General features: G+C 64.3%; 18 protein-coding genes. 15 read left to right on the top strand and 3 right to left on the bottom strand.

Annotated elements, in window-relative coordinates:
* Positions 1–195: 195 nt before the first annotated feature.
* Positions 196–1,290: an EamA family transporter RarD gene (gene rarD, locus GNK13_RS09770; RefSeq protein WP_235935002.1), complete on the top strand. Its 1,095-nt coding sequence runs from the start codon at positions 196–198 to the stop codon at positions 1,288–1,290.
* 302 nt (positions 1,291–1,592) lie between these two features.
* On the opposite strand, the gene GNK13_RS09765 is transcribed toward rarD, so the two are convergent.
* Together GNK13_RS09765 and cls are read right to left on the bottom strand one after the other, a co-directional pair.
* Positions 1,593–2,021, bottom strand: a complete 429-nt coding sequence (locus GNK13_RS09765) for a hypothetical protein (protein WP_164102318.1) — start codon at positions 2,019–2,021, stop codon at positions 1,593–1,595.
* Positions 2,022–2,179: 158 nt separating this feature from the next.
* On the bottom strand, positions 2,180–3,718 hold the full coding sequence (gene cls, locus GNK13_RS09760; protein ID WP_203329004.1) for a cardiolipin synthase: 1,539 nt from the start codon (positions 3,716–3,718) through the stop codon (positions 2,180–2,182).
* Positions 3,719–3,876: 158 nt separating this feature from the next.
* Between cls and GNK13_RS09755 the strand changes: the two genes are divergently transcribed.
* The gene (locus tag GNK13_RS09755) at positions 3,877–4,062 is read left to right on the top strand and encodes a DUF1328 family protein (protein WP_315852978.1); all 186 of its coding nucleotides are present in this window, start codon (positions 3,877–3,879) and stop codon (positions 4,060–4,062) included.
* A 105-nt stretch (positions 4,063–4,167) separates the two neighbouring features.
* Here GNK13_RS09755 and GNK13_RS09750 read toward each other — a convergent pair whose 3' ends face one another.
* Complete coding sequence (locus GNK13_RS09750; protein ID WP_164102317.1) at positions 4,168–5,139, bottom strand: sugar phosphate isomerase/epimerase family protein; 972 nt, start codon at positions 5,137–5,139, stop codon at positions 4,168–4,170.
* Positions 5,140–5,340: 201 nt separating this feature from the next.
* Here GNK13_RS09750 and GNK13_RS09745 point away from each other — a divergent pair, with 201 nt between their 5' ends.
* The 13 genes from GNK13_RS09745 to GNK13_RS09685 all read left to right on the top strand — a co-directional run bounded on the left by GNK13_RS09745 (position 5,341) and on the right by GNK13_RS09685 (position 21,971).
* Complete coding sequence (locus GNK13_RS09745) at positions 5,341–6,207, top strand: DUF1559 domain-containing protein (protein WP_164102316.1); 867 nt, start codon at positions 5,341–5,343, stop codon at positions 6,205–6,207.
* Between the two features lie 182 nt (positions 6,208–6,389).
* Positions 6,390–6,803: a hypothetical protein gene (locus tag GNK13_RS09740; RefSeq protein ID WP_164102315.1), complete on the top strand. Its 414-nt coding sequence runs from the start codon at positions 6,390–6,392 to the stop codon at positions 6,801–6,803.
* Positions 6,804–6,949: 146 nt separating this feature from the next.
* Positions 6,950–7,357, top strand: a complete 408-nt coding sequence (locus GNK13_RS09735; protein ID WP_164102314.1) for a hypothetical protein — start codon at positions 6,950–6,952, stop codon at positions 7,355–7,357.
* Between the two features lie 306 nt (positions 7,358–7,663).
* Positions 7,664–9,193 (top strand): apolipoprotein N-acyltransferase, encoded by a 1,530-nt coding sequence (gene lnt / locus GNK13_RS09730; RefSeq protein WP_164102313.1) that lies wholly within the window; start codon positions 7,664–7,666, stop codon positions 9,191–9,193.
* Between the two features lie 121 nt (positions 9,194–9,314).
* A complete protein-coding gene (locus GNK13_RS09725) occupies positions 9,315–10,196 on the top strand; it encodes a hypothetical protein (protein ID WP_164102312.1) in 882 nt (293 codons plus the stop codon).
* A gap of 116 nt (positions 10,197–10,312) precedes the next feature.
* Positions 10,313–10,759: an ester cyclase gene (locus tag GNK13_RS09720; RefSeq protein ID WP_164102311.1), complete on the top strand. Its 447-nt coding sequence runs from the start codon at positions 10,313–10,315 to the stop codon at positions 10,757–10,759.
* Positions 10,760–10,837: 78 nt separating this feature from the next.
* Positions 10,838–12,247: a sensor histidine kinase gene (locus tag GNK13_RS09715; protein ID WP_164102310.1), complete on the top strand. Its 1,410-nt coding sequence runs from the start codon at positions 10,838–10,840 to the stop codon at positions 12,245–12,247.
* Between the two features lie 246 nt (positions 12,248–12,493).
* Positions 12,494–13,189: a winged helix-turn-helix domain-containing protein gene (locus GNK13_RS09710; protein WP_164102309.1), complete on the top strand. Its 696-nt coding sequence runs from the start codon at positions 12,494–12,496 to the stop codon at positions 13,187–13,189.
* A 153-nt stretch (positions 13,190–13,342) separates the two neighbouring features.
* Positions 13,343–16,609 carry a secretin N-terminal domain-containing protein gene (locus tag GNK13_RS09705; protein WP_164102308.1) on the top strand — a complete coding sequence of 1,089 codons (3,267 nt, stop codon included), beginning with the start codon at positions 13,343–13,345 and terminating at the stop codon, positions 16,607–16,609.
* A gap of 3 nt (positions 16,610–16,612) precedes the next feature.
* The gene (locus GNK13_RS09700; protein ID WP_164102307.1) at positions 16,613–17,935 is read left to right on the top strand and encodes a BaiN/RdsA family NAD(P)/FAD-dependent oxidoreductase; all 1,323 of its coding nucleotides are present in this window, start codon (positions 16,613–16,615) and stop codon (positions 17,933–17,935) included.
* Between the two features lie 328 nt (positions 17,936–18,263).
* Positions 18,264–20,078 (top strand): adenylate/guanylate cyclase domain-containing protein, encoded by a 1,815-nt coding sequence (locus GNK13_RS09695; protein ID WP_164102306.1) that lies wholly within the window; start codon positions 18,264–18,266, stop codon positions 20,076–20,078.
* 272 nt (positions 20,079–20,350) lie between these two features.
* Positions 20,351–20,896 carry a DinB family protein gene (locus tag GNK13_RS09690; protein ID WP_164102305.1) on the top strand — a complete coding sequence of 182 codons (546 nt, stop codon included), beginning with the start codon at positions 20,351–20,353 and terminating at the stop codon, positions 20,894–20,896.
* Positions 20,897–21,149: 253 nt separating this feature from the next.
* Complete coding sequence (locus GNK13_RS09685; RefSeq protein WP_164102304.1) at positions 21,150–21,971, top strand: class I SAM-dependent methyltransferase; 822 nt, start codon at positions 21,150–21,152, stop codon at positions 21,969–21,971.
* Positions 21,972–21,985 lie beyond the last annotated feature (14 nt).

The raw sequence follows: 21,985 nt of genomic DNA, 5'->3' as shown, positions 1-21,985 counted from the left end.
GGTAAGTTCTCCGGCAAAGCGGCCACCGGAGCGGTTGCGGCTGCCGCCGCTTTGCGGGCTTCTTTATTTCCCGCTTCCCCACAAAGGGGTTCCGAGCGAACCTCGGTGCCGCTGAGGTGGTCTCGCATGCATCTCTCTGGCGTGAGGGAGAAATGGCTGGGACTGGCGTCGCCCTCTCGAATTTAGGAATGGATTGTGTCCTCGACTGCTCCGCCGCGAGCTTCTGACCCGCAACTTCGCTCGGGATTGGTCTGTGCGGTTGCGGCCCACACGATGTGGGGACTGCTGCCGCTGTACTGGCGGTTGCTGAACATGGTGCCGTCGGCCCAGCTGGTCTGCCATCGCATCATCTGGTCCTCGCTGCTGCTGCTCGTCGTCGTTCCGCTCCTGGTCCGCGGCGGCAAGCAGGGGGGCGTTTCGGAGCTGTTCGCGGCGCTGCGGAGTGGTCGCGTGTGGGCGGTCTACGCGGCGGCGGCCGGGATGATTTCGCTGAACTGGTTCGCCTTCATTTGGGCGGTCAACCACGATCGGGTGCTCGAGGCGTCGCTCGGCTACTACATCAATCCGCTGCTCAACGTGTTGCTTGGCGTCTTGTTGCTCGGCGAACGGCTGCGGTCCTCGCAGTGGACGGCCGTGGGAATCGCCGCCGTGGGGGTCGCCGTGATGGCCATCGCGGGCGGAGGGTTGCCGTGGGTCGCGTTGGTGATGGCCTCGACCTTCGCCGTCTACGGGCTGGTCAAGAAAAAGGCTCCGCTCCCCTCCCTGGCCGGCCTGATGCTGGAGACGGTCATCCTGCTGTTCCCGGCCCTCGCCTTTGTCGTTCTCGCCGAGTCTCGCGGCGTGGGAGCCTTCGGCCACCATGGACTCGGAGCCGACGGGCTGATGATCGGTGGAGGCTTTTTGACCGTCTTGCCGCTGGCCCTGTTCGCCATCGCCGCCCGCCGAGTGCCGCTGTCGACGATCGGCGTGCTGCAGTATGTCGGCCCGACGCTCCAGTTCTTCGTCGGCGCGGTGCTGCTCGGCGAACCGTTCGGCGGGGCTCGGCTGATCGGCTTCGCCTGCGTCTGGAGCGGTCTGTTGCTGTATCTGTTCAGCCTGCGGCCGACGCGGCAGCGACAGCCAACCGCACCGCCCGCCTCGCCCACGCCCGAGTCGCCCACGCCCGAGTCGCCCACGCCCGAGTCGCCCGCCCTTCAACCGGCGCTGGTGCGGCTCGCTGCGCGGACTCCGGCCGCGGAGCTCGACTCGCCGCGGAGCGAGCCTGCGGCGAGCCCCCGCAGCCGGGCGTAGTCTCTTACTTTGAGCCGTAGGCGCTAGCCTCTGTCGGAAAACTCCCTGTTGGCATTACCCTCCCCCCGGGAGGGTCGGGCTCTCAGGCCCGGGGAGGGCCCGCTGAAGTTCGCCACGTGGAGGCTCTACGTCGCGCAACCCCCTCCCCGCTCGTTCCTCGCGACCCTCCCGGGGGGAGGGTGTCGTTACCGATTTTCTTACAGAGCGTAGCCTCGGGCCTCGCAGCCCCGAAAGGTTCCGCTGCAGAACCCGCGGCTAGCGCGGTCGGCTCAGGGACCAGCACCTGCCCCCTCCGACGCGGCTCAATCGAGCTGCAGCGGGGGGCGGTCGGCGCGTTTGCGGAGCCAGTTGATGCTCTGCAGGATCGGCTTGCGGGAGACGATGTAGCGCTCGACCTTGTACTTGCCAGGGAAATCGATCAGCAGCAGGCCCATCAAGATCGTCAGCAGCCCTTGGCCGGGAAGGACGAGCATGCTGACGCCGAGCAGCAGCAGGACCCCGCCGGCGAGATTCTTCACCACCAGCACGATCGCCCGCAGAAACGGGTGCATCGTAGGCATCGGGATCCGTTCCTCGCGTCCTCGGGCAAAGTACGCCGTGGGCAAGCGAACCACTGCCCAAGGGACGAGGAACAGGGTGGCGATGAAGACGACGAACGAACCGGTGACGAGGCTTCCGACGAGCACTTCGTTCTCGCCGATCCAGTCCAAAAGGTCGCGGATCACACGCATAGTTCGCCTGCCTCCTTATCGTTGCGATGTCGATTCACTGCTGCAGAGCGAGCCGCGGACCGCCGGATAGGGCACGGGTAAAGAAAACGGAGCGGCTCGCAACAGGGAGGCGGCCGCCGATGCCCTGCGGGACGGGAAGGAGTTGGATATGGGACTCACTACTGAATCGGCGCGAGCAGCCGCGCCACTTGGACGGCGATCCGAAACAAATACGATCGCCCAGTCAGATCCTCGGCCGAGGCCGGTACGCTGTCGTTCATGTCGCCCAGCAACATCGCCTCGACTTGCTCGGCGAACTGGAGATCGTCGACCAGCAGCGTCAGTTCGAAATTCAGCCGAAACGACCGGTTGTCGAAATTGGCACTCCCGACCGTCGCCAAGCGATCGTCGACCAACAGCACTTTCTGGTGCAAGAACCCCGGCTGGTAGCGAAAGAGCTGGATTCCCGCGGCTTCCAACTCGGGCAAGTAGGAATAGGAAGACAGCCGCACCAATTGCGAATCGGTTTGCTCGGGGAGCAAGATCCGCACGTCGACGCCGCGAAGCGCCGCCAGCTGCAGCGCGGTGACCATTTGTTGATCGGGAACGAAGTAGGGAGTTGCAATCCAAACCCGCGTCTCGGCCCGATTGAGGAGGTGCAAAAAGTACATCGCCCCACGCTCGAACTCGTCGGTTGGACCCGAGGGCAAGCAGGCCGCGGTGAGCGTTCCCTCGGGGGCCGCGGTCGGTTTCCAGTGGAGCCCCTCGAGCACTTCCTCGGTCACCCAATACCAGTCGTTGGCAAACACCGCCTGGATTCCGGTGACCGCCGGCCCCTCGACCCGCACATTAGTGTCGCGGAGAAAGCCCAGCTCCCCGGCCCCGCCGACGTACTCGTCTCCCACGTTCGAAGAGCCGACGAATCCAATGCGGCCGTCGACCACCACCAGCTTGCGGTGATTGCGAAAGTTCAGCCGCATCTCCTTGAGGTCTTCAAAGGCGGGATTGAAGGCAAAGGCCGCCACTCCTCCTTGCTGCAATTCTCGCAGGTAGCTGTCCGACAGCCCATGGCTGCCGAACTGGTCGTACAGCAGAAACACCTGCACACCCGCGGCGGCCTTGCGCAGCAGCAATTGTTGAAAGCGCCTGCCGAGCTCATCGTCGCGGAGGATATAGAACTCGACCAACACATAAGCTTGGGCGGCTTCGATCGCTGCGAACATGGACGCAAAAGTCGCTTCCCCATCGATCAGCAGCTCGACCTCATTGCCGGTCGTCACCGGCAGTTCCGAGAGCCGCCCGATGAGCTGCGTGTTGAGGCCGCCGATCTCCGCCGAGAGCCCTTGGTGGCGGAGCCCGGCGAGGACTTCTTCGCGAATCTCGACCGCCGTGTAGCGAGCCGCTCCTTGAAGTTGCTGATCATCCAGCTCGGAGTGGCCAAACACCCAATACGCCGGCACGGCCACGTAGGGAAACGTATTGAGCGCAACGGCCCAAGCCGTCGCTCCTTGAGGCGTCCGCGACTCCATGATCGCCTGCAGGGAACTGTAGGCGCCGAGCGCATGGGCCACGACGAAACCGAGGAAGGCCAGCCGTTTTTTGCGGCGGTGCATCCAGCGAACCGCGGTCCGCAGCGGTGGCCAATGGTGCCCGAGCCAAAGCAGGGGCCGCAGGAGCGACGACTTGATCGACTGTTTTGTTCTTCGCCACCACCGCATCAAGAAGGCTCGCTATTACGAAGTCGTGGGGAGACAGGGTGCGTTCAGCGGCGGGCCTGGCTCCCCCCCAAGGGGCACGAGAAATGCACGGCAAGAACCGGAGTGCCTTTTGGGGCAAGCTCGAATCGGAATTGTTGCAAGTTGTGGGGAGTTGAGCTATGGATCTGCTGATGTGGGCGATCATCGCCCTGGTCGTGTCGTTGATCGCCGGCGCACTCGGCTTCAGTGGCGTGGCCGCCGGAGCAGCCACGGTGGCCAAAGTGCTGTTTGGGATCTTTCTCGTGATCGCCTTGGTCCTGTTCCTCCTCGTCCTGCTGGGGATCGGTGCCGCGGCAGCCGCTTGAGCGGGGACCAGCCCGGATGATCCATCAGCCGCCGGGCACTAGCCCCCGGTTCTCCAATACGCGGTGAGAACTGGACGCTAGCGCGTTGCGGCTGATGAATTTAGTCTACGCCAGCAGCCTCTGAAGCTCTTTCAAGTAGCCGGGAACCGCTTGCTGCGGCGGCTCGGCCGCCTCGTATTCGAGCGCAACCCATCCTCCGTAGCCCGCGGCGCGGAGGATTTGGACGATCCGCGGCAAGTCCGCCGGAACCTTCTTTCCTCCCTCGGTGAGCTCGACTTTCAGCTGCGCGTTGACGGCGTAAGGGGCGATCGCCGCGAGCTCGGCATAGGGATCTTCGCCGAGCCGGAAATTGCCGGAATCAAAATTCACGCCGAACCATTCGGCATCGACCCCCCGCACGATTTTGAGCAGCGACTCGGCGGTGTCGGTGATTCCACCGTGATTCTCCAGCGCCAAAAAGATCCCCTGCTCGGCCGCATGCGCAGCGGCTTTCTCGGTGGTCTCAACACACCGCTCGATCGCCTCCTCCCGCGAGACCCCCTGCGGCGCCTGGCCCGCGAAGATGCGGATCGCCGGAGCTCCGAGCACCGCGTAGGCATCGATCCACCGCCGGACCTCGTCGAGCTGAGCCTGACGCTCCGCGGCCGAGCCACAGAAGTCGTTGCGGATCGCCCCGCCGGAGATGCTGACCCCGGCCACGTGGCAGTGCCGCCGCAGCGAGCGGAGGTAATCGTCTCCAAACCCCTCGGGGAAGTAGTAGGAGGTGAGCTCAACGCCCGGGACGCGGTGGGCGCGGCAGAAGTCGACGACGTCGAACAACGTCATCGCCCCCTCGGAGTCGGCCGGCTGCGTCAGCGCTTTGCGGAACGAGTAGGCCGCCAGGCTCAACTTGAGCGGCCCCGGCTCGGGCCGCTCGAACGGCTCGATCGCCTCGGCCGTCGACTTCGTGCCGGTCAGCGGCGAGCCGCCAGTAAGCAGCGGAGCGGCCGCGAGCGAAGCGGCCGCGGCGTGCAGGAAGCGACGCCGCTCAAGACGGCTCGGGTGCTGGAGAGGACGAGCGGATTCGGACAGGGGCATCGGACAACTCCGGGAAGTGGGAAACGCAAACCAGGCGGCCACACTTTAGCACAGCCGCAAAAATTTTTAACGATTAGGGGCTTTACGACCGCCTACCCTGGGAATGCGGCTCCGCCATCGGCGGGGAACGCTTGCAGAGAGCTTGACTTCCCAGCGTGACTTCCATTGCAGCGTCTCCGTAAGCACAAGGACGGGCCCCAGATGGTTCATAGCCAGCGGACGAGATGGCCTTCTCCCTCTCGGCAGCAACAGGCCGTTCGCCGCTGCGCGCGGCACCGGTGCGGCTTTACGCTCGTCGAGATGTTGGTGGTGATATCGATCATCGGCGTGCTTGCCGGCCTGCTGCTGCCCGCGGTCCAGATGGCGCGGGAGTCGGCCCGCCGGATTCAATGCGCCTCGCAGCTTCGCCAGCAAGGGCTTGCGCTGCAGAACTTCCACGCCGCCCACAATCGCTTTCCGGCAGGCCGGAACACGGCTGACGGGCGGGACCATTCCTGGTGCCCGGTGATCCTCCCGTTCATGGAACAGGAGGTGGTCGCCGCGGGACTCGATCTCAGCCTGCCCTGGGATGCGCCTGGGCAAAACGCCCTCGCCTCCCAGGCCGTGATTCCCGTCTTCCGTTGCCCTTCCTCGGTCCTCGATTTCCCGGGCGACACCGATTATGGCGGGATGCGCGGCAGCATCCTCTCCGGGGGCGGATCCTTCCACAGCAAAGGCGGGTTGTTTGGCAGCGGGGTGATGATCGATGTCCGCAACCGGCGCGAGTCGTCCGTTTCGATTGCGGAGATTCTCGATGGCACGAGCCAAACGATCTGTCTGGCGGAAGTGGTCGATCGCCTGCCCGATGCCCACGGGCTGTGGGCCGATGGCCTGAACGCCTTCTCCCACGACAACGGCCCGATCAATCAAGAAAACAGTGGCGAAATTTATAGCCTCCATCCGGGCGGAGCCTACGTTGCTCTGGCCGACGGCTCGGTCCAGTTCCTCAGCGAATCGATCGCCCGCGAAGTCCTCGGTGCCCTCTGCACTCGAGCCGGCGGAGAGACGATCGATGCGGGGAGCTGGTAGCGCCGGGGCATCCCACAGTAATTCGTTCTATCACCTCCGTTTCCGCACTCGACATCAGAAAGGAGGAATCCAGAGTTGAGATTTGTTGGACCCGCAGGCAGCTTTCCTGCCTCGCGAGCCAACTCAGCAAGCAATTCGTGTTACTGCATCGAGACCTTTCTTTACTCCGAGTGGATCCAACCATGAAGAACCTCGCCCTTGCCCTGATCGCGCTCTTGGTCGCCCCCTCACTGGCTTTCGCCGGAGAGAGCAACTCCAAAGACGATCCCTATCTGATCGTCAAAAACCGGACCGACTATTACGTCCTGGTCGTGCTCGACGATGGCTTCAATGAAGACATGCTCGACGCCCTTGAGCCCGACGATCCGGAAGACCAGATGGAGGAATTCGAAGACGCCGGCGGTACTGTCCTGGAACCAGGCGAGTCGGCAAAGTTCGAAGTGAAAGCGGGCAAACACACCGTCAACTATTTCATTCTGTACAACGGCGTCCCGGATGGTCCCGAAGACTTCGACGAGATCAAGACCACCGTCAGGGAAGGGAAAGATCGCACGGTCTACATCAACGGCGAGGTGTTCTATCCCACCTCCGGTTGAATGGAGTTTGGGAACTGAGCAATCGCTCGTTGAATATTGCTCAAGGGCCGCCCGCCCGGCCCTCACGAGCGACCCAACGTAGGAATGGTGCCTGACGTTACTGCCACTTTTTGTTAGCAACCCTTTTACTACCAATGGAACCAATGATGAAAAATTTCGCCTTGGCTATGATCGCCCTCTTGATTGCCCCTTCGATGGTCTTTGCCGGAGAGAGTAACTCCAAGGAAGACCCCCATCTGGTCGTCAAGAACCGGACCGACTACTACGTCCTGGTCGTGATCGACGATGGCTTCAATGAAGACATGCTTGAGGCCCTCGAACCGGACGATCCGGAAGACCAGATGGAAGAATTTGAAGACGCTGGTGGAACCGTTTTGGAGCCGGGTGAATCGGCGAAGTTCGAAGTCAAAGCAGGCGACCACACCGTCCACTACTATGTCCTGTACAACGGTGTTCCCGATGGTCCTGAAGACTTCGATGAAATCCACACTCGTGTCAACAAAGGGAAAGATCGCAAAGTCTATATCGACGGTGATTTTAACGATGCCCGATAAGTAAGACCGTCGCTCCCGTCTGAGGAGCCGCTGGAATCGTCGGATGTCCCGTGCGGTGATTCGTCGCCGCACGGGGCGTCTTTGGTTTTCATCGCCAGTGGTGGAAACGCATTCTCTCCAACGTGCCGTGACGACTCCGCGAGATGAGCAACCTTGAATACCACCGCGTTACAAGATCCGCCCACCGCCGGTGAGAGGAGCCGGGAGTTTCACGACCCTGCTGCGGCCTCCTCATCGCTTGGCACTCGATCCGCTGGGACTGGGACTGCTCCACCGCGGGCGAAGCGGTGGTACAGATCCTTGAAGATGCTCCTCGGCACAGCGGTCACCGGGACGCTGGTGGGACTTCCCTGGATCTATCCCACGCTGTTCCCGCTGGCTTGGCTGGGGATGGCATTGATGGCGCTGGTCGCGACGCAGCTGCGTCCGGCCGCTGCGTTTATCTTCAGCTACTTTGCCGGTGCCGCCGCTCTCTGGATCGCCTTTCACTGGTCCGCCGAAGCGATTGCCGATACGGTGGCGGTGAGCTGGAACACCGCGGCGGCCTTGTTTGCCGGACTGGTCCTCTGGGAAGCTTTCCAGATGGGGCTGTTCGGGCTGCTGGTTTCCCGCATCGTCGGCCGAGATCTCCGCCGCATCTGGGCGGTTCCCTTGCTTTGGATCGTGCCCGAATTCTGGTGGCCGAAAATCTTTCCCTGGTCGATGGGCCACCTGCACACCGATCACCCGGTGCTTCTACAGACCGCCGAGTGGGGCGGCGTGGCGAGCATCAGTTTTCTGTTCATGGTGGCTGTCTGCGTGCTCGTGTTGTTGATGGCGATCGCGGGGAATCGCTGGGGAATCCTCTCGGTGGCTCCGCGGTTCGGTGCCCGCCGGACCCTGATTGCCACTGGCGTCTTCACCGGCATCGTGGCGATTGGCTTTCTCCGCCAGCACCAAGTTCAAGCCACAGCCGATGCCAGCGAGCACTTCACGGTCGCTGCGATCCAAGTCGACACGCGGTTCGTGGGCTGGATCGATAAGCTCCGCGCTCTATCGCACGAGGTCGCCGACGAGGCTGATTTGATCTGCTGGCCCGAATCGTCGACCGGCACCTACGACGAGTCGTTGACGCATTTCCGCGATCGCCGTCAAACCCGACGCCATTCGCTGCGGCCGAATCCCGCCACCGAGCTCCTGCCCGATGCCAATCGCTACCTCTTGGCAGGTGCGAAAACGTATCCGTCCCAAGACAAGGAAGAGGGGCCGTACCGCAATACCGCCCTGTTGGTCGACCCAGAGCAGACGATCGTCGGTCGGTACGTCAAACGGGCGCTGATGCCGATCGGGGAATACATGCCCGGCGAGCAGTTCTATCCGGAGCTGCGAACGATGGCCAACATCCGCAAGACGATCGTTCCCGGCGCCGTGGCCACACCGGTCGAGGCCGCTGGAGTCGCCACGCCGGGCGTGCTGATCTGCTACGAGGATCTAGTCACCTGGACCGCACGCTCGACCGTCGCCGAAGGAGCCGACTGCCTGATCGCCCTGATCAATGCCTCCGCCTTCACCAACACGCTGACCCTGGAGCAGCACTACCGGTTGGCGATGCTGCGGTCGGTCGAGAACCGCCGCGCCCTGGTGCGGTGCTCCGCCACAGGGGTCACCGGAGTGATCTCGCCGACCGGCGAGCTGCTCGCTTCGGCTCCCTGCCAGAGCGAAGCGGCTGTGGTGCAAGCGATTCCTCGGATGCGAAGCACCACCTTCTATACCCGCTTTGGCGACGTGTTCGCCTATCTCTGCACCGTCATCGCGATCGGGCTCGCCGTCGCTGTGCCCCGTCGCCGCCTCGCGTAGAGCGAACTCCGCACACGGCCCAGCCTGGTATGTCGCTTGCTCCCAAGTGAAGGGGCGCGCCCCGCAGCGTTGGGCGCTGCGGGTCCGGCACCTCACACTTATCTGGAACGGGGAGAAGACGATGAACGCGCTCATTCGAACGGCATGCTCTGTGGCACTGATCGCCGCCTGCGGTCTGCCGGCAGTCGCCCAAGACGATAACGCAAACCCGAGCTCGCAGCCCCAGAGCGAACAGGCCCAGAGCGAACAGGCCCAGAGCGAACAGGCCCAGAATCAGCAGGCTGAAACCGCTCCGGGGGAGACTGCCGAAGAGAGCCAGGAAGCGGCGGAGAAGTCGGTGCGGGTCCTCAAGATCATTCAGCTGAAACATCGCAGCCCGCAACAGCTGCAGCAGGTGATCGGGTTGCGGCATGGCGGGATGATGCCGGGCGTCGCGGGCCGCCAAGCGTATGCTGGGGCGCGAGCGCGGGCCGCGCGACAAGCAGCCGATGCCGAGCCAGAGGCCGAGGAGAAACTCTCGATGGCGGTCAGCGAAGACGAGAAACTCCTGTTCCTGCGGGGCACCGCAGACCAGATCGAGGAGATTGAGGAACTCGTCAAGGTGCTCGATGTCGAGCAGGCGGCGCTGAAGCCGATCGACTTCGCCGACCACCGCCTGCTCCCGGTCCCCCGAGAAAACAGCTCCCGAATCCAAACGACGCTCAGCCAGCTGGACCTCCGCGGCCAGATGCTGCACGTCGGCGACATGATGCTCATCGCCTTCCGAACCGACGAAGAGCACGCCGAAGAATGCAAGCAAGCCGAAGAGGTCGTCAACACGCTCAACGAAGCCGCCAAAGCCGAAGCCCAAAGGAAGGCCGAGGCACAAAAGAAAGCCGAGGCACAGAAGAAGGCCGAGGAGCAGAAGAAGGCCGAGGAGCAAGCCGAAGCCCAGCAGCAGGCTGAAGCCCAGCAGCAGGCTCAGCAACCAGCGGCGGAACAGGAGGAAGCACCGCAAAACTGACGGAGCAGGGCTCGATCGTAGCGCAGTCGTTTAACGGCAAGCCGCAGGCGACTGGGTTTCAAAAAGCAGTCGCCTGCGGCTTGCCGTTGAACAATTTTGTACAGGAGACGAAGGCGATGTCCGAACAAAACCGTTCTGTCGTGCTGCGATGGTTTGAGGAAGTCTGGAATCAGCGGCGGGCCGAGACGGTCGACGAACTAATGACTGCCGAGAGCATCTGCTATGGCGACCTCGGCCCCATGCAGGGCGCCAGCGATTTTCGCAAGCTCTTCTACGAGCCGCTGACTCAGGCGCTTCCCGATCTGCGGGTCACGGTTGACGGTATTGTCGACGACGAGCAGCAGGTCGTCGTCCGCTGGACTGCCAAAGGAACGCACACCGGCGCGGGTCTACCGGTTCCGCCGACGCAGAGGGCCCTGGAATTCTCCGGCATCTCCTGGATCTGCGTCCGCAACGGCAAGCTCTACGAGGGCTGGCAACAATCGAACCTGGCCGAGGTGCTGCGGTCTTGCGGGGCCACCGACGAACTGCGGCTTGGTGGGGCCCCCATCCCGGCCGGGTGATGGGCTGGTACAACGGAGCAGCACCCAATCGCATGTCGGTGCTGGTCCTGCGCCCGCCCTCCAACAGGCTGTTCCTCGATGCCCTTTTCGGCTCCCTTGCGTCGGGCTTTTTTGGTGACGCTGGTTGCGGGCGCAGTGGTGACGGCGGGTCTGTGGTTTGCCGTGCGATTTGGCGCCACCCGCGGCGCGGCAACCGCCGAGATCGCCGTGCTCCTGATCGGAGCGATGAGCACGTTGACGCTCGCCGGTTTCGCCGCGGGAATAGTCGCTCGGCGGCAGAATCTCAATGCGGCCCTGGCGGCGCGACTCGACTTGCTCCTCCAAACGCTCAGCGAGGGAACCGCCGCAAAAACCGCTGCTGACGTTTCTCGACGGATTCCTGCTCCGCCGACCGAGCGACTGATTCGCCAAGCGATCGAGGCCCAGGCACTGCTTCAGCGGCGGCTGACGAAGCTGGACAGCCAGCGGCGGCATGGTCTCGAAGTGCTCGATCACATGACCGATGGCGTCGTTGCCGTCGACGCCCAGCGTCGCGTGTTACTGCTGAATCCGGCTGCCCGGCATTTGCTCCGGCTGACCCGCCAGTCGCTGCTCGGCCGCCGGTTGGCGGAGGTCGTTCGGGCTCCCCAAATCGTGGCCGCCGTCGACGCGGTGCTCTCCGGCGAGCGACCGGGCGAGAGCGAGTGCGACTTCCCCACCGAAGACGAGCGATTTCTCAAGGTCCAGGCGCTGCCACTTGCCGTCGATGGTTCCTCGGGGGTGTTGATCACGATCCGCGACGAAAGCCAGATGCGGCAACTCGAACGGATGCGGCGGGAGTTCATTGCGAACGTGTCGCACGAGCTCAAGACGCCGCTGGCCGCGGTCAAAGGGTATGCCGAAACCTTGCAAATCGGCGCCAAGGAAGACCCGGAAACGTGTACCCATTTCCTGACCCAGATCGGCCTGCAAGCGGAGCGATTGGAACGGCTGATCAATGACATGCTGCAATTGGCACGAGCTCAGGCCGGCACGGAGAACTTGAAAATCACCCATGTGCCGCTCGCCCCGGTCCTCGGCGAATCGGTCGCCGTCTACAAGCCGCTCGCCGAGGCCCGCGACATCAGCCTCCAATTCGCACCTCCCCCGGCTGCGGCCGCGGTCGTCGCCGATCGCGAAGCCTTGCTGACGATCGTCAACAATCTGGTGGGCAACGCCGTCCGCTACACGCCCGAGGGGGGACTCGTCGAGCTCCGCTGCGAGGAGGCCGAAGGAGCCTGGAAGATCGTCGTCGCCGACAACGGAATCGGGATTCCGGTGCAAGATCAGGAACGGATCTTCGAACGTTTTTACCGGGTCGAAAAAGCCCGCGACGCAAGCCGCGGTGGAACCGGGCTGGGGCTCTCGATCGTCAAGAACTTGCTTCAGGCCTTGGGCGGAGAAGTCTCCGTGCGGAGCCGGCCGGGCGAAGGTGCTACGTTCGTGGTCCGCCTGCCAGCTATGCGTTAGTCCCTAGTCGCCTTTCGCTCCGCGAAAGTAGCGCAGACTTCCGCTACTTTCGCGGAGCGAAAGGCGACTATGCGGAGCGAAAGGCGGCGATGGCCTTCACGAGTTCTTCATCATCATTTAACCCTTTTCGCGCAGGTTTGGGGGTGCCGCCAATCGCAGCGGGCAACGAATATAGGAAGCATGCGGCAATGGCATCGGTGGACTTCCTCCCATGATTGGCTTCCTACAAGGACAGAGCACGCGTCCATGGCAAAAGCGAAAGTCCTGTTGGTCGAGGACGACCGTGGATTGGCTGAAGTGGTCGCCTACAATTTGAATCGTTCGGGTTATGAGGTCCTACGGGCCCATGACGGCCGCGACGCGTTGGCGCAAGCGAAGCTCAAGCTGCCCGACTTGATCCTGCTCGACGTGATGTTGCCGTTGATGGACGGGATCGAGGTCTGCCGCCATCTGCGAGCTGCGGAGGAGACCCACGACCTGCTGATCATGATGCTCACCGCACGCGCCGAAGAGGCCGACGAGTTGGTCGGGTTCTCGGTGGGAGCGGATGACTATGTCACCAAGCCTTTCAGCGTCGCGGTCCTGATGCAGCGGATCCGGGCCCTGCTCCGCCGCCGCCAGGAGATGGTCGAGCCGCGCGAGACGGTCACCGTGCAAGGAGTCTCGGTCGACCACCGCCGGCACCGGGCCGTGGTCCATGGCCGCCCCCTGCCGCTGACGCGCAGCGAGTTCCGCCTGCTCTCGACTTTGATCCGCCAGCCCGGGCGGGTGTTTGACCGCAGCGAGCTGATCGAGGCGGCGCTTGGTGAGGACACGATGGTGCTGGAGAGGACGATCGATGTCCACATCCGGGCTCTGCGGAAGAAGCTGGACCAGGACGCCGATCTGATCGAAACGGTCCGCGGAGTCGGTTATCGGTTTCGCGAGGCGAGCATCAAGTGAGCTCGTGCCAGGCGGCCGCCTTGAGATTCCCCGGTAGCGGGGATTTCGTTTGAGAGCCGAGGAGGCTCGACGTATGATCTGCGATGGGCCCTCCGATTGCTCTTCGTTGCTCATCCGGCACCGCTTCTCCCACTCTCTCGCCGTAGAAATGCCATGTTTAGGTGGCTCCGACCCGATCTGATTCTGCTCGCTTGGTTGTCGCTCGCGGTGTCGGCGGCCACGGCGCAGACGGTCGAAGTGACGACTCCCGACGGGAAAACGATCCAGGTTCCGGCGGATAAAGCGGACGAGATCCGCAAGCGGATGGCCGAGCAGGCCGCGGGAAAACCGGGCGGCGCGGCTCCGGCGGGGCAAAAGCCTGAGGGGGGCAAACCCGAGGAAAAGCCCGGCGGAGAGGAGAAACCAAGCGCGGAGGCAAAACCGGCGGAAGGGACGAAGCGTCCGTCGGAGCCCTCCACGCCTCCCGATCCGAAAGAACTCGAAGTCCGCCCGGCCGACGATGGCCGCGTCGCGTTCGCCTTTCGCAACCAACCGTGGCCAGCACTGCTCGAGTGGTTGGCGGAGATCTCCGACATGCCGCTCGATTGGCAGGAGTTGCCGGGCGACTTCGTCAACCTCGCCTCGCCCGGCCGATACACGGTCGAAGAAACCCGCGATCTGTTCAATCGCCATCTGCTCGCCCGCGGCTACACGATGCTCGAGCTCGACGGGGGGTTAACCGTCGTCAAGACCGAAGGGATCAATCCGGCCCTGGTCCCTCGGGTCGAGCCCACGGCGATCGACGCGATGTCCCCCTACAGCTTTGTCCGCACCTCGATCGATTGCGGCTGGTTGCTGGCGCCGAAATTGGCCGAAGAACTCAAGCCGATGATCAGCAGCAACGGCCGCTTGGTCGCCCTCGAACAGACCAACCGCATCGAAGCGATGGACGCGGCGATCAACCTCCAGCAGCTGCTCGCTCTGCTCGAGGAGGAACAGTCCTCGCAAGCCCGCAGCGAACTGGCTCGCGAGTTCGAGCTGCGGCACATCCCGGCCGCCGAGGCCAAGGAAATGCTGGCTGCGTTCCTGGGCGTCAAGGAGGACAAGGAGGCGGCGCCGATGACGCCGCAACAAATGCAGCAAATGCAGATGCAAATGCGTCAGCAAGCTCAGCAGGGCGGCGGAAACCAGCCTCCCGGCGGAGCGGACAAAGAGCCGCAAATCTCGATCGTGGTCAACAACCGCCGCAACTCGCTGCTGATCAACGCCCCGCCGGACCGGATGGCCGTCGCCGCGCAGTTCATCGTGCAGATCGATGTTCCAGGCAGCGCGATCCAATCGTTGGCCGATATCGAGAGCCGCGTCCAAGTCTTTCGGCTCTCGTCGCTCGATCCGGAGAAGCTGGCCGAGATCGCTCGCGACATGAACATCCTCGAACCTGCGACCCGGCTCCGCGTCGATGACAAAAACAGCGCCTTGATCGTCTTCGGCTCGGCCGCCGATCGGTTCATCATCGCCTCGCTGATCGAACGGCTCGACGGCTCGGCCCGCAGCTTCGAAGTCCTCCAATTGCGGCGACTCGATGCCCAAGCGGTCGCCGAATCGATCATGTTCTTGATGGGGACCGAGAAGGAAGACAACAACAATAATCGTCGCAGCTTCTACTACTCGTTCAGCCCTCCGCAGGAAGAGAAAGACGACGATAAATTCCGCGTCGCCGCTAACGTCCAGCACCGCCAAGTCCTGCTGTGGGCCAACGAGCAGGAGATGGCGGAAGTTCGCAATCTGCTGATCAAGCTCGGCGAGATTCCGCCCGAAGGTGGAAGCGGCAGCCGGATGCGGGTTATCGAAGCCTCGGCGACGCCCGAAACGTACGAATACCTGCAGCGGCTCAAGGAACACTGGAACGCCACGTCCCCGAACGAACTGCTGCTCCCAACGCGCGACCAATTCGCCAACCCGCTGGCGATCCCTAACACCGTCGAAGAAGCCACCGCAGACGAAGCGGCCACCGCAGACGAAGCGGCGGCTGCCGACGAAGCGGCGGCTGAAGAGGGTCGAGACGGTGAAGCGACGAAGCCCGACAATGCGTCGCAGGACAATGCGCCGCGGGACAATGGGGACGCGGAGGAATCCGATTCGGGCGCAGACGAATCCCCTGCGGCGAGCGAAGGGAGAACCACCGATGGCCGGGCGACCGAGAGAGGTCCAACCGGCGAAGACGGTGACGGACTCGTGCGGCTCGTGTCCAGCCCTCGCCCCGAGCTCCAAGCTCCCCGGCAGGAAGGCGAAACGTCGCCCCCGAGTTCGCAGCAGGAATCGGCCACCTCGAACCTGCCGCCGGTCCGCTCGGCTGAAGAGTTCGACCGCCTGTTTGGCAAATCCGCGGAAGCCCAACCGGACCGGTCCGCCGATGCACGGGAGGCTGCCGCGGCCGGCGCGGCGATCCGCATCGAGCTGGACGACAATGGCAACCTGATCCTGCGGAGCGACGATCCGGCTGCCCTCGACCGTCTGGAGTCGATGATGCTCGAGGTCGAGCCTCCCAAACGTCCCTACACCGTGTTCCGCGTCCGCAACGCTTCGGCGACCTGGATGATGTGGAACCTGGACGACTATTTTGCCGATACCGAAGAGGACGACTCGGACGACGATCGCTTCAGCCGTTGGTTTTGGGGGCTTCCCGACAGGGAGCAAAAGGAGGGGCCGAGCGGGCTCAGCAAATCGCAGCCGCTGCGGTTCGTCGCCGATGACGACACCGGTTCGATCGTCGTCACCGGGGCGACCGCTTCCCAGCTCAAGACGATCGGCGAGTTGATTGAGCTGTGGGACGTCCCGGAACCGCTGAACAAACGCCAAGCGCGATTCACGCAGCTGGTCAAGATTCGCTATTCGCAGGCGGACAAGATTGCCGAAACCGTCAAGGATGCTTACCGCGACCTGCTCAGCAGCAACGACAAAGCGTTTTCGCAGGGCCAGCAGGGAGGCCAACGCGGCGGCGGTGCGAGTTCGACCGATCGGGGCGGCTCGCGCGATCGCGACGGCGGCGGGAGCAGCCTGATCGACAGCCAAGGGGGACGAACCAGCGGCGAGTCGAGCTTCACCTTCAAGGGGAAACTCTCGATCGGAGTCGACTCGGTCGGCAACACCTTGCTGGTCAGCGCCGAAGGAGAGGATCTGCTGAAATACGTGTGCGAGATGATCGACCAATTGGATCAGGCGGCCAGCCCGCAAGGCGAAGTGGAGATCCGTCAAATCCCGGGCACGATCAGCGTCGGAGCTCTGGAGACTGCGCTCCGGGCGTTCGCCCCGCAATCGGTGCCGCCGAGCGACCGTGGTCGCGAAGGGACCAGCCGCAACGGCCGCGTCGATCCCCAGCCCGCCGCTGGTACTCCCGCTCGGGAAGGCGGCTCACCCGGTGCTTTCGAGGCGGGCCAGTAGCGGATGGATTCTTGGACCGCTGCGGATGTGGTCGTCGTCGGAGCGGGAGCCGCAGGAATGGTCGCGGCAGCGCGGGCTGCGGCCGCCGGGCGGCGGGTGATCGTGCTGGAAAAAAACCGCAAGGCGGGTGTCAAAATCTTGATGTCCGGCGGCACCCGCTGCAATCTCACCCAGGACTGCGACGTGGCCGGGATCATGCAGGCCTTCGGTCGCAACGGCAAGTTCCTTCGCCAAGCGCTGATGGACCTTGGACCGAGCGACACGGTGGCCATGTTCAACCGCCTCGGCGTGGCCACGAAGGTCGAAGCGACCGGCAAGATTTTTCCCCAGAGCGACCGGGCTCTCGAAGTCCGCGACGCGCTGCTGCGACAGGCTCAGCAGGCCGGTGCCGAGCTGCGGCTGGGAGTCGCAGTCACGCACGTGGAACGGGCTGCGCGTGCCGCCGGCGGAGCGACAGACGCTGACGGCGACTCTGCTCGGAGCGGGCCTTTCCTCGTTCGCACCGACGCTGGCGACCTCCTCGCCCACCGCTTGATCGTGACCTCCGGCGGGCGGAGTTGGCCGGGCTGCGGAACAACCGGTGACGGCTATCGCTGGCTCGAGCAGAGCGGGCACACGATCGTCCCCCCGCGGCCCGCGCTAGTGCCCCTGGTCGGCGGTTTCGACTGGACGCGACAGCTGAGCGGATTGACGCTCGAAGCCGTCCGCCTCGGCGTGTGGCCCAGCCCGGCAGCCGCCGAGGCGGGCGGCAAGCGTTCCAAGCGGCCTCTGGAGGAGCGGACCGGCGGCTTTCTCTTTACCCACTTTGGATTCTCCGGTCCGGTGGCGATGGACGTCAGCCGCGGAGTGACCGCGGCGGAGGACCCGCGGCACGTTCAGCTCGAGTGCGATTGGCTGCCGCAAATGCCGCTCGCCGAGCTCGAGGCCTGGCTCGATCGCAAACGGAGCCGCTCCGGAACGCAGCGGATCGGCACGGCGGTCGCTGAACTCGTCCCCCGCCGGTTGGCCGAAGCGATCGGCGATTGGGCGGGCATCCGCGAACGGCCCTGGGGCGAGCTGAGCAAGGGAGGCCGTGCGAAACTGGTCGAAGGGCTCAAGCGGATGCGGCTGCCGGTCAGCGGAACGCGGGGATTTGAAAAAGCCGAAGTGACCGCCGGCGGCGTGGCGCTTGCGGAAATCGATCCACGGACGATGGAAAGCCGCCGAGTGCCCGGCTTGTTCGTCGCCGGGGAACTGCTCGACTTGGATGGTTGGATCGGCGGTTATAACTTCCAGTCCGCCTTCAGCACCGGGCACCTCGCCGGAATGCGAGCCGGAAGCGGGTAGCGGATTCAACTCGTACTCGTACTCAGCGCAGCGGTACTCGTACTCAGCGCAGCGGTACTCGTACTCAGCGCAGCGGTACTCGTACTCAGCGCAGCGGTACTCGTACTCAGCGCAGCGGTACTCGGTTTTCAGGTGGGGATGCGAGGGAAGAACCTGTGGTCTGTGTTTTTGGGCACCGCAGGGCCGGATTCGAGTACGAGTACGAGTACGAGTACCGCTTCGCTGAGTACGAGTACGAGAGACAAAGCCGGACTCGCCACTCGCCACTCGCCACTCGCCACTCGCCTCTCGCCACTCACCACTTGCCTTTAGCCTTTAGCCTCTCGCGATGCCGGACTTAATCGCCCAGGGACCTCGATCGAGCGATCGCTGGCGGCGGGAGTTGCCCGCCGACCGGGAAGTGGTCGTGGGGCGATCGCCCGGTGCGTGGCAGGTGGACTGGGACGACCGCATCTCGCGGATCCATGCGAGTTTGCACGCGAACGAATCGGGGAGCGTGCTCGTCGAGCGACATCCGGCAGCGCGCAATCCGATCTTCTACCGCGGCCAGAAGCGAGACCGCTTCACGATGCAGCCGGGCGAGCACTTTGTGATCGGGCGGACGACCTTCACGCTCGCCGTCCGTCCGCTCGTCGCCGAGTCGTCGGTGGCCGATCCCACGGTCACCGAGCAAGCCTTCGCTTCGGCCGCGCTGCGGCGGCGGCTCTACCGCGACGCGGGAAACCGGATCGAGATGCTCAGCCGCTTGCCCGATTTGATCACCGGCAGCACCAGCGACAGCGAGCTGCTGGTGCGGGTCACTGGCGTATTGCTGCAAGCGACCGCCGGGGCGACCGCCGTCGCCGTGCTCCGCGTCGACAGCGAATCGAGCGGCAACGTCCAGGTCTTGCACTACGATTCGCGAGCCCCGGAACAGGCCGGTCCCCGCCCGAGCGGGCGGCTGGCGCGGCAAGCGATCGAGTGCGGCGAGAGCGTGCTGCACTTGTGGGGCGGCGGGCGGATGGTCAGCCAGGGCTGCGTCGACCAGTCGCGTCCGGCCTTCACGGCCGACGAAGGAGTCGACTGGGCGTTCTGCGTGCCGATTCCTGGCGAGGCCTCGCCCGGCTGGGTGCTGTACGAGAGCGGCCAGCTCCCTCGGGACGCCAAACAGTCGGTCGAGCAATCGCTCGAGGCCGCGTCGAACGACCTGCAGGACGATCTGAAATTCGCCGAACTGGTCGCCACGACCCTCGGCCGACTCCGCCAGCTCCGCAACCTGCAGCAACGCCAAGCGGGGCTCAGCCGATTTTTCGCCCCGGTGGTGATGGAAGCGCTCGGCGGCCGCGACGCCCAGGACGTGCTCCGCCCCCGGGAGGCGGACATCGCGGTCCTGTTTTGCGACCTCCGCGGTTTTTCTCGCCGCAGCGAAGAGCAAGCGGACCAGCTGATGGAGCTGCTCCAGCGAGTCAGCGAGGCGCTGAGCGTGATGACGCGGCGGATCCTCCACTGGGACGGAGTGATCGGCGACTTCCACGGCGACGCGGCGATGGGCTTTTGGGGATGGCCGATCGCCCAGCCCGATGCGGCCGGCCGGGCCTGCCGCACGGCGCTGGAGATCCTGGCTGAATTCGGCCGCGAAGGAGCCGCGGGGGACGGTCCGCTGAGCGGCTTTCGGTGCGGGATCGGAGTCGCCACCGGGCGGGCCGTGGTCGGCCAGATCGGCAGCAGCGACCAAGTGAAAGTCACCGCGTTCGGCCCCGTCGTGAACCTCGCCAGCCGGCTCGAAGGGATGACCAAACCGCTCTCGGCCGAGATCCTGATCGACGAAGCGACCGCCCGCTACGTCCGCGAGACCCTGCCCCGCTCGCTCGCCCGAACCCGCCGCCTCGCTCCGGTCCGCCCGGCCGGGATGCGGACGCCGCTGGTCGTCCATCAACTCCTGCCGCCGGCCGCTACGCCGGGCACGATCCGCGACGCCGACATCGAGACCTACGAAGCCGCCCTCGACGATCTGCTCGACCGCCGGTGGGATCGAGCCTTCGAACGGCTGCACGAAGTCTCGGCCTCGGACCGCGCCAAAGATTTCCTGACCGTCTACATTGCCAGCCACGGACGAGTCCCCCCGGCGAACTGGGACGGAGTCGTACCGCTGGAAAGAAAATAGAAGCGAGAGGCGAGAAGCGAGAAGAGTTCGGTTGGCGAATTCAGTTCGTACTCGTACTCAGCGCAGCGGTACTCGTACTCAGCGCAGCGGTACTCGTACTCAGCGCAGCGGTACTCGGTTTTCAGGCGGGGGTGTGGGGCCAGAACCTGTCGTCTACGTTTGAGCGCATGCCGGCCCGGAATCGAGTACGAGTACCGCTTCGCTGAGTACGAGTACGAGGTTCAAGGCCGCACTCGCTTCTCGCTTCTCGCCTCTCTCCCGGAGTCCTTTCGTTGACCGATTCTGCTTTGCCTTCGCTCCCTGATGAAGCCTCCGCGGCCGCGGCTCTGCGGACCGCGCTCGGCCAGATCGAGTTTGCCCGTGGCTACGTGCTGGAATTGCTCGAGGCGACGCCGCGGGAGCTGTGGTTCACGATTCCCGCCGGGGGGTCGACCAGCTTGGCGTGGCAGATCGGGCATCTGGCGGTCAGCCAGTACGGGCTGTTGTTGTTCCGTCAGCGGGGGCGAGAGCCCGAGGATTTGGAGCTGATCCCGGGCCGCTTCCGCAAACGTTACGCGCGGGGTTCGACGCCCAGCGACGGCGAGGAGGATCAGCCGGGGGCCGACGAGTTGCTCGAGCGGTTGGCGAGAATCCACACCCAGAGCCTCGCCGAGCTGCGAGCAGCCGATCCGGCTCGGCTGCTCGAACCGGTCGATCCGCCGTATGCTCTGTATCCGATCAAGCTCGGAGCGGTCTTGTTTTGCCCGCTCCACGAGCAGCTGCACGCCGGCCAAATCGGGCTGCTCCGACGCCAGCTGGGCCTCGCCCCGGTCCGCTGAGCGGCGATTGCCGAGAGACGGGGGAACCACGAAGGACACGAAGCGCACGAAGGAAAGGTGGGGAGTTGAACCACGGATAACACGGATAATTGGCTTTCGAATTCCCCTTTTATCTGCGTTCTCCGTGCTATCGGCGGTCCCTCTCCTTTCCGTGCTTTTCCGTGTCCTTCCGTGGCCACCATTCGTTCCTTCGTGCGCTTCGTGTCCTTCGGGGTTCCCCCCACTCCCTGCCACCTCTAAAAAGCTCGCCTCCGTGGAAGAAGTCAGCGAAAGCATCTACGACCATCCGAAGTACTACGACTTGGTGTTCGGTGCCGATTGTGCGGCCGAGCTGAAGTTCCTCGAGGGCTGCAACGCGAAGCACCTGGAGGGGCGGGCCGAGCGGTGGTTTGAACCGGCCTGCGGGACCGGCCGGTTGCTGTTCCGATTGGCCCAGCGGGGCTATGCGGTGGGCGGAATCGACCTCAACCCGAAGGCGGTCGAGTTCTGCAATCGGCGGCTCGAGCGGCACGGCTTTGCGGCGGCGGTCGAGGGCGACATGGCGGCGTTCAAACTCGCAGAGCTGCGCGACTCGAGTTCCCGCTCAGAGCCGAAACTCTGGGACCTGGCCTTCAACACGATCAACAGCTTCCGCCACCTGGGTACGGAGCGGGCTGCCCGCAGCCATCTCGAGTGTCTCGCCGGCGTGGTCCGCAGCGGCGGGCTGTACGTGCTCGGCCTGCACCTCCGCTGCACCGAAGCTCCGCCGAGCGAAACCGAGTCGTGGTCGGCCCGTCGCGGCAACTTGGCGGTGAACACTCACATGTGGACGCTCGAGCGGAACGTTCCGAAGCGGGTCGAACGGTTCGGGATCCGCTTCGACGTCCATACACCGACGCGGCAATTCCGGATCAGTGACGAGCTGGTGCTCCGCTCGTACACCGATCGCGAGCTGCGGCGGCTGGTCAAATCGGCCGGCGGTTGGGAGATCGAGGAGACGTACGATTTTTCGTACGACATCGACGCGCCGATCGCCGTCGATGCGACTTGCGAGGATGTCGTCTACGTCCTGCGGCGGACCGCCGAGAGGGCTTGACAAAATCTGCGGGA

Origin of the sequence: Candidatus Laterigemmans baculatus (genome assembly GCF_010367455.1) — a bacterium.
In the GTDB taxonomy this organism is placed as follows: Bacteria; Planctomycetota; Planctomycetia; order Pirellulales; family Pirellulaceae; genus Laterigemmans; species Laterigemmans baculatus.
This window is presented reverse-complemented; position numbering and strand designations above follow the sequence as displayed.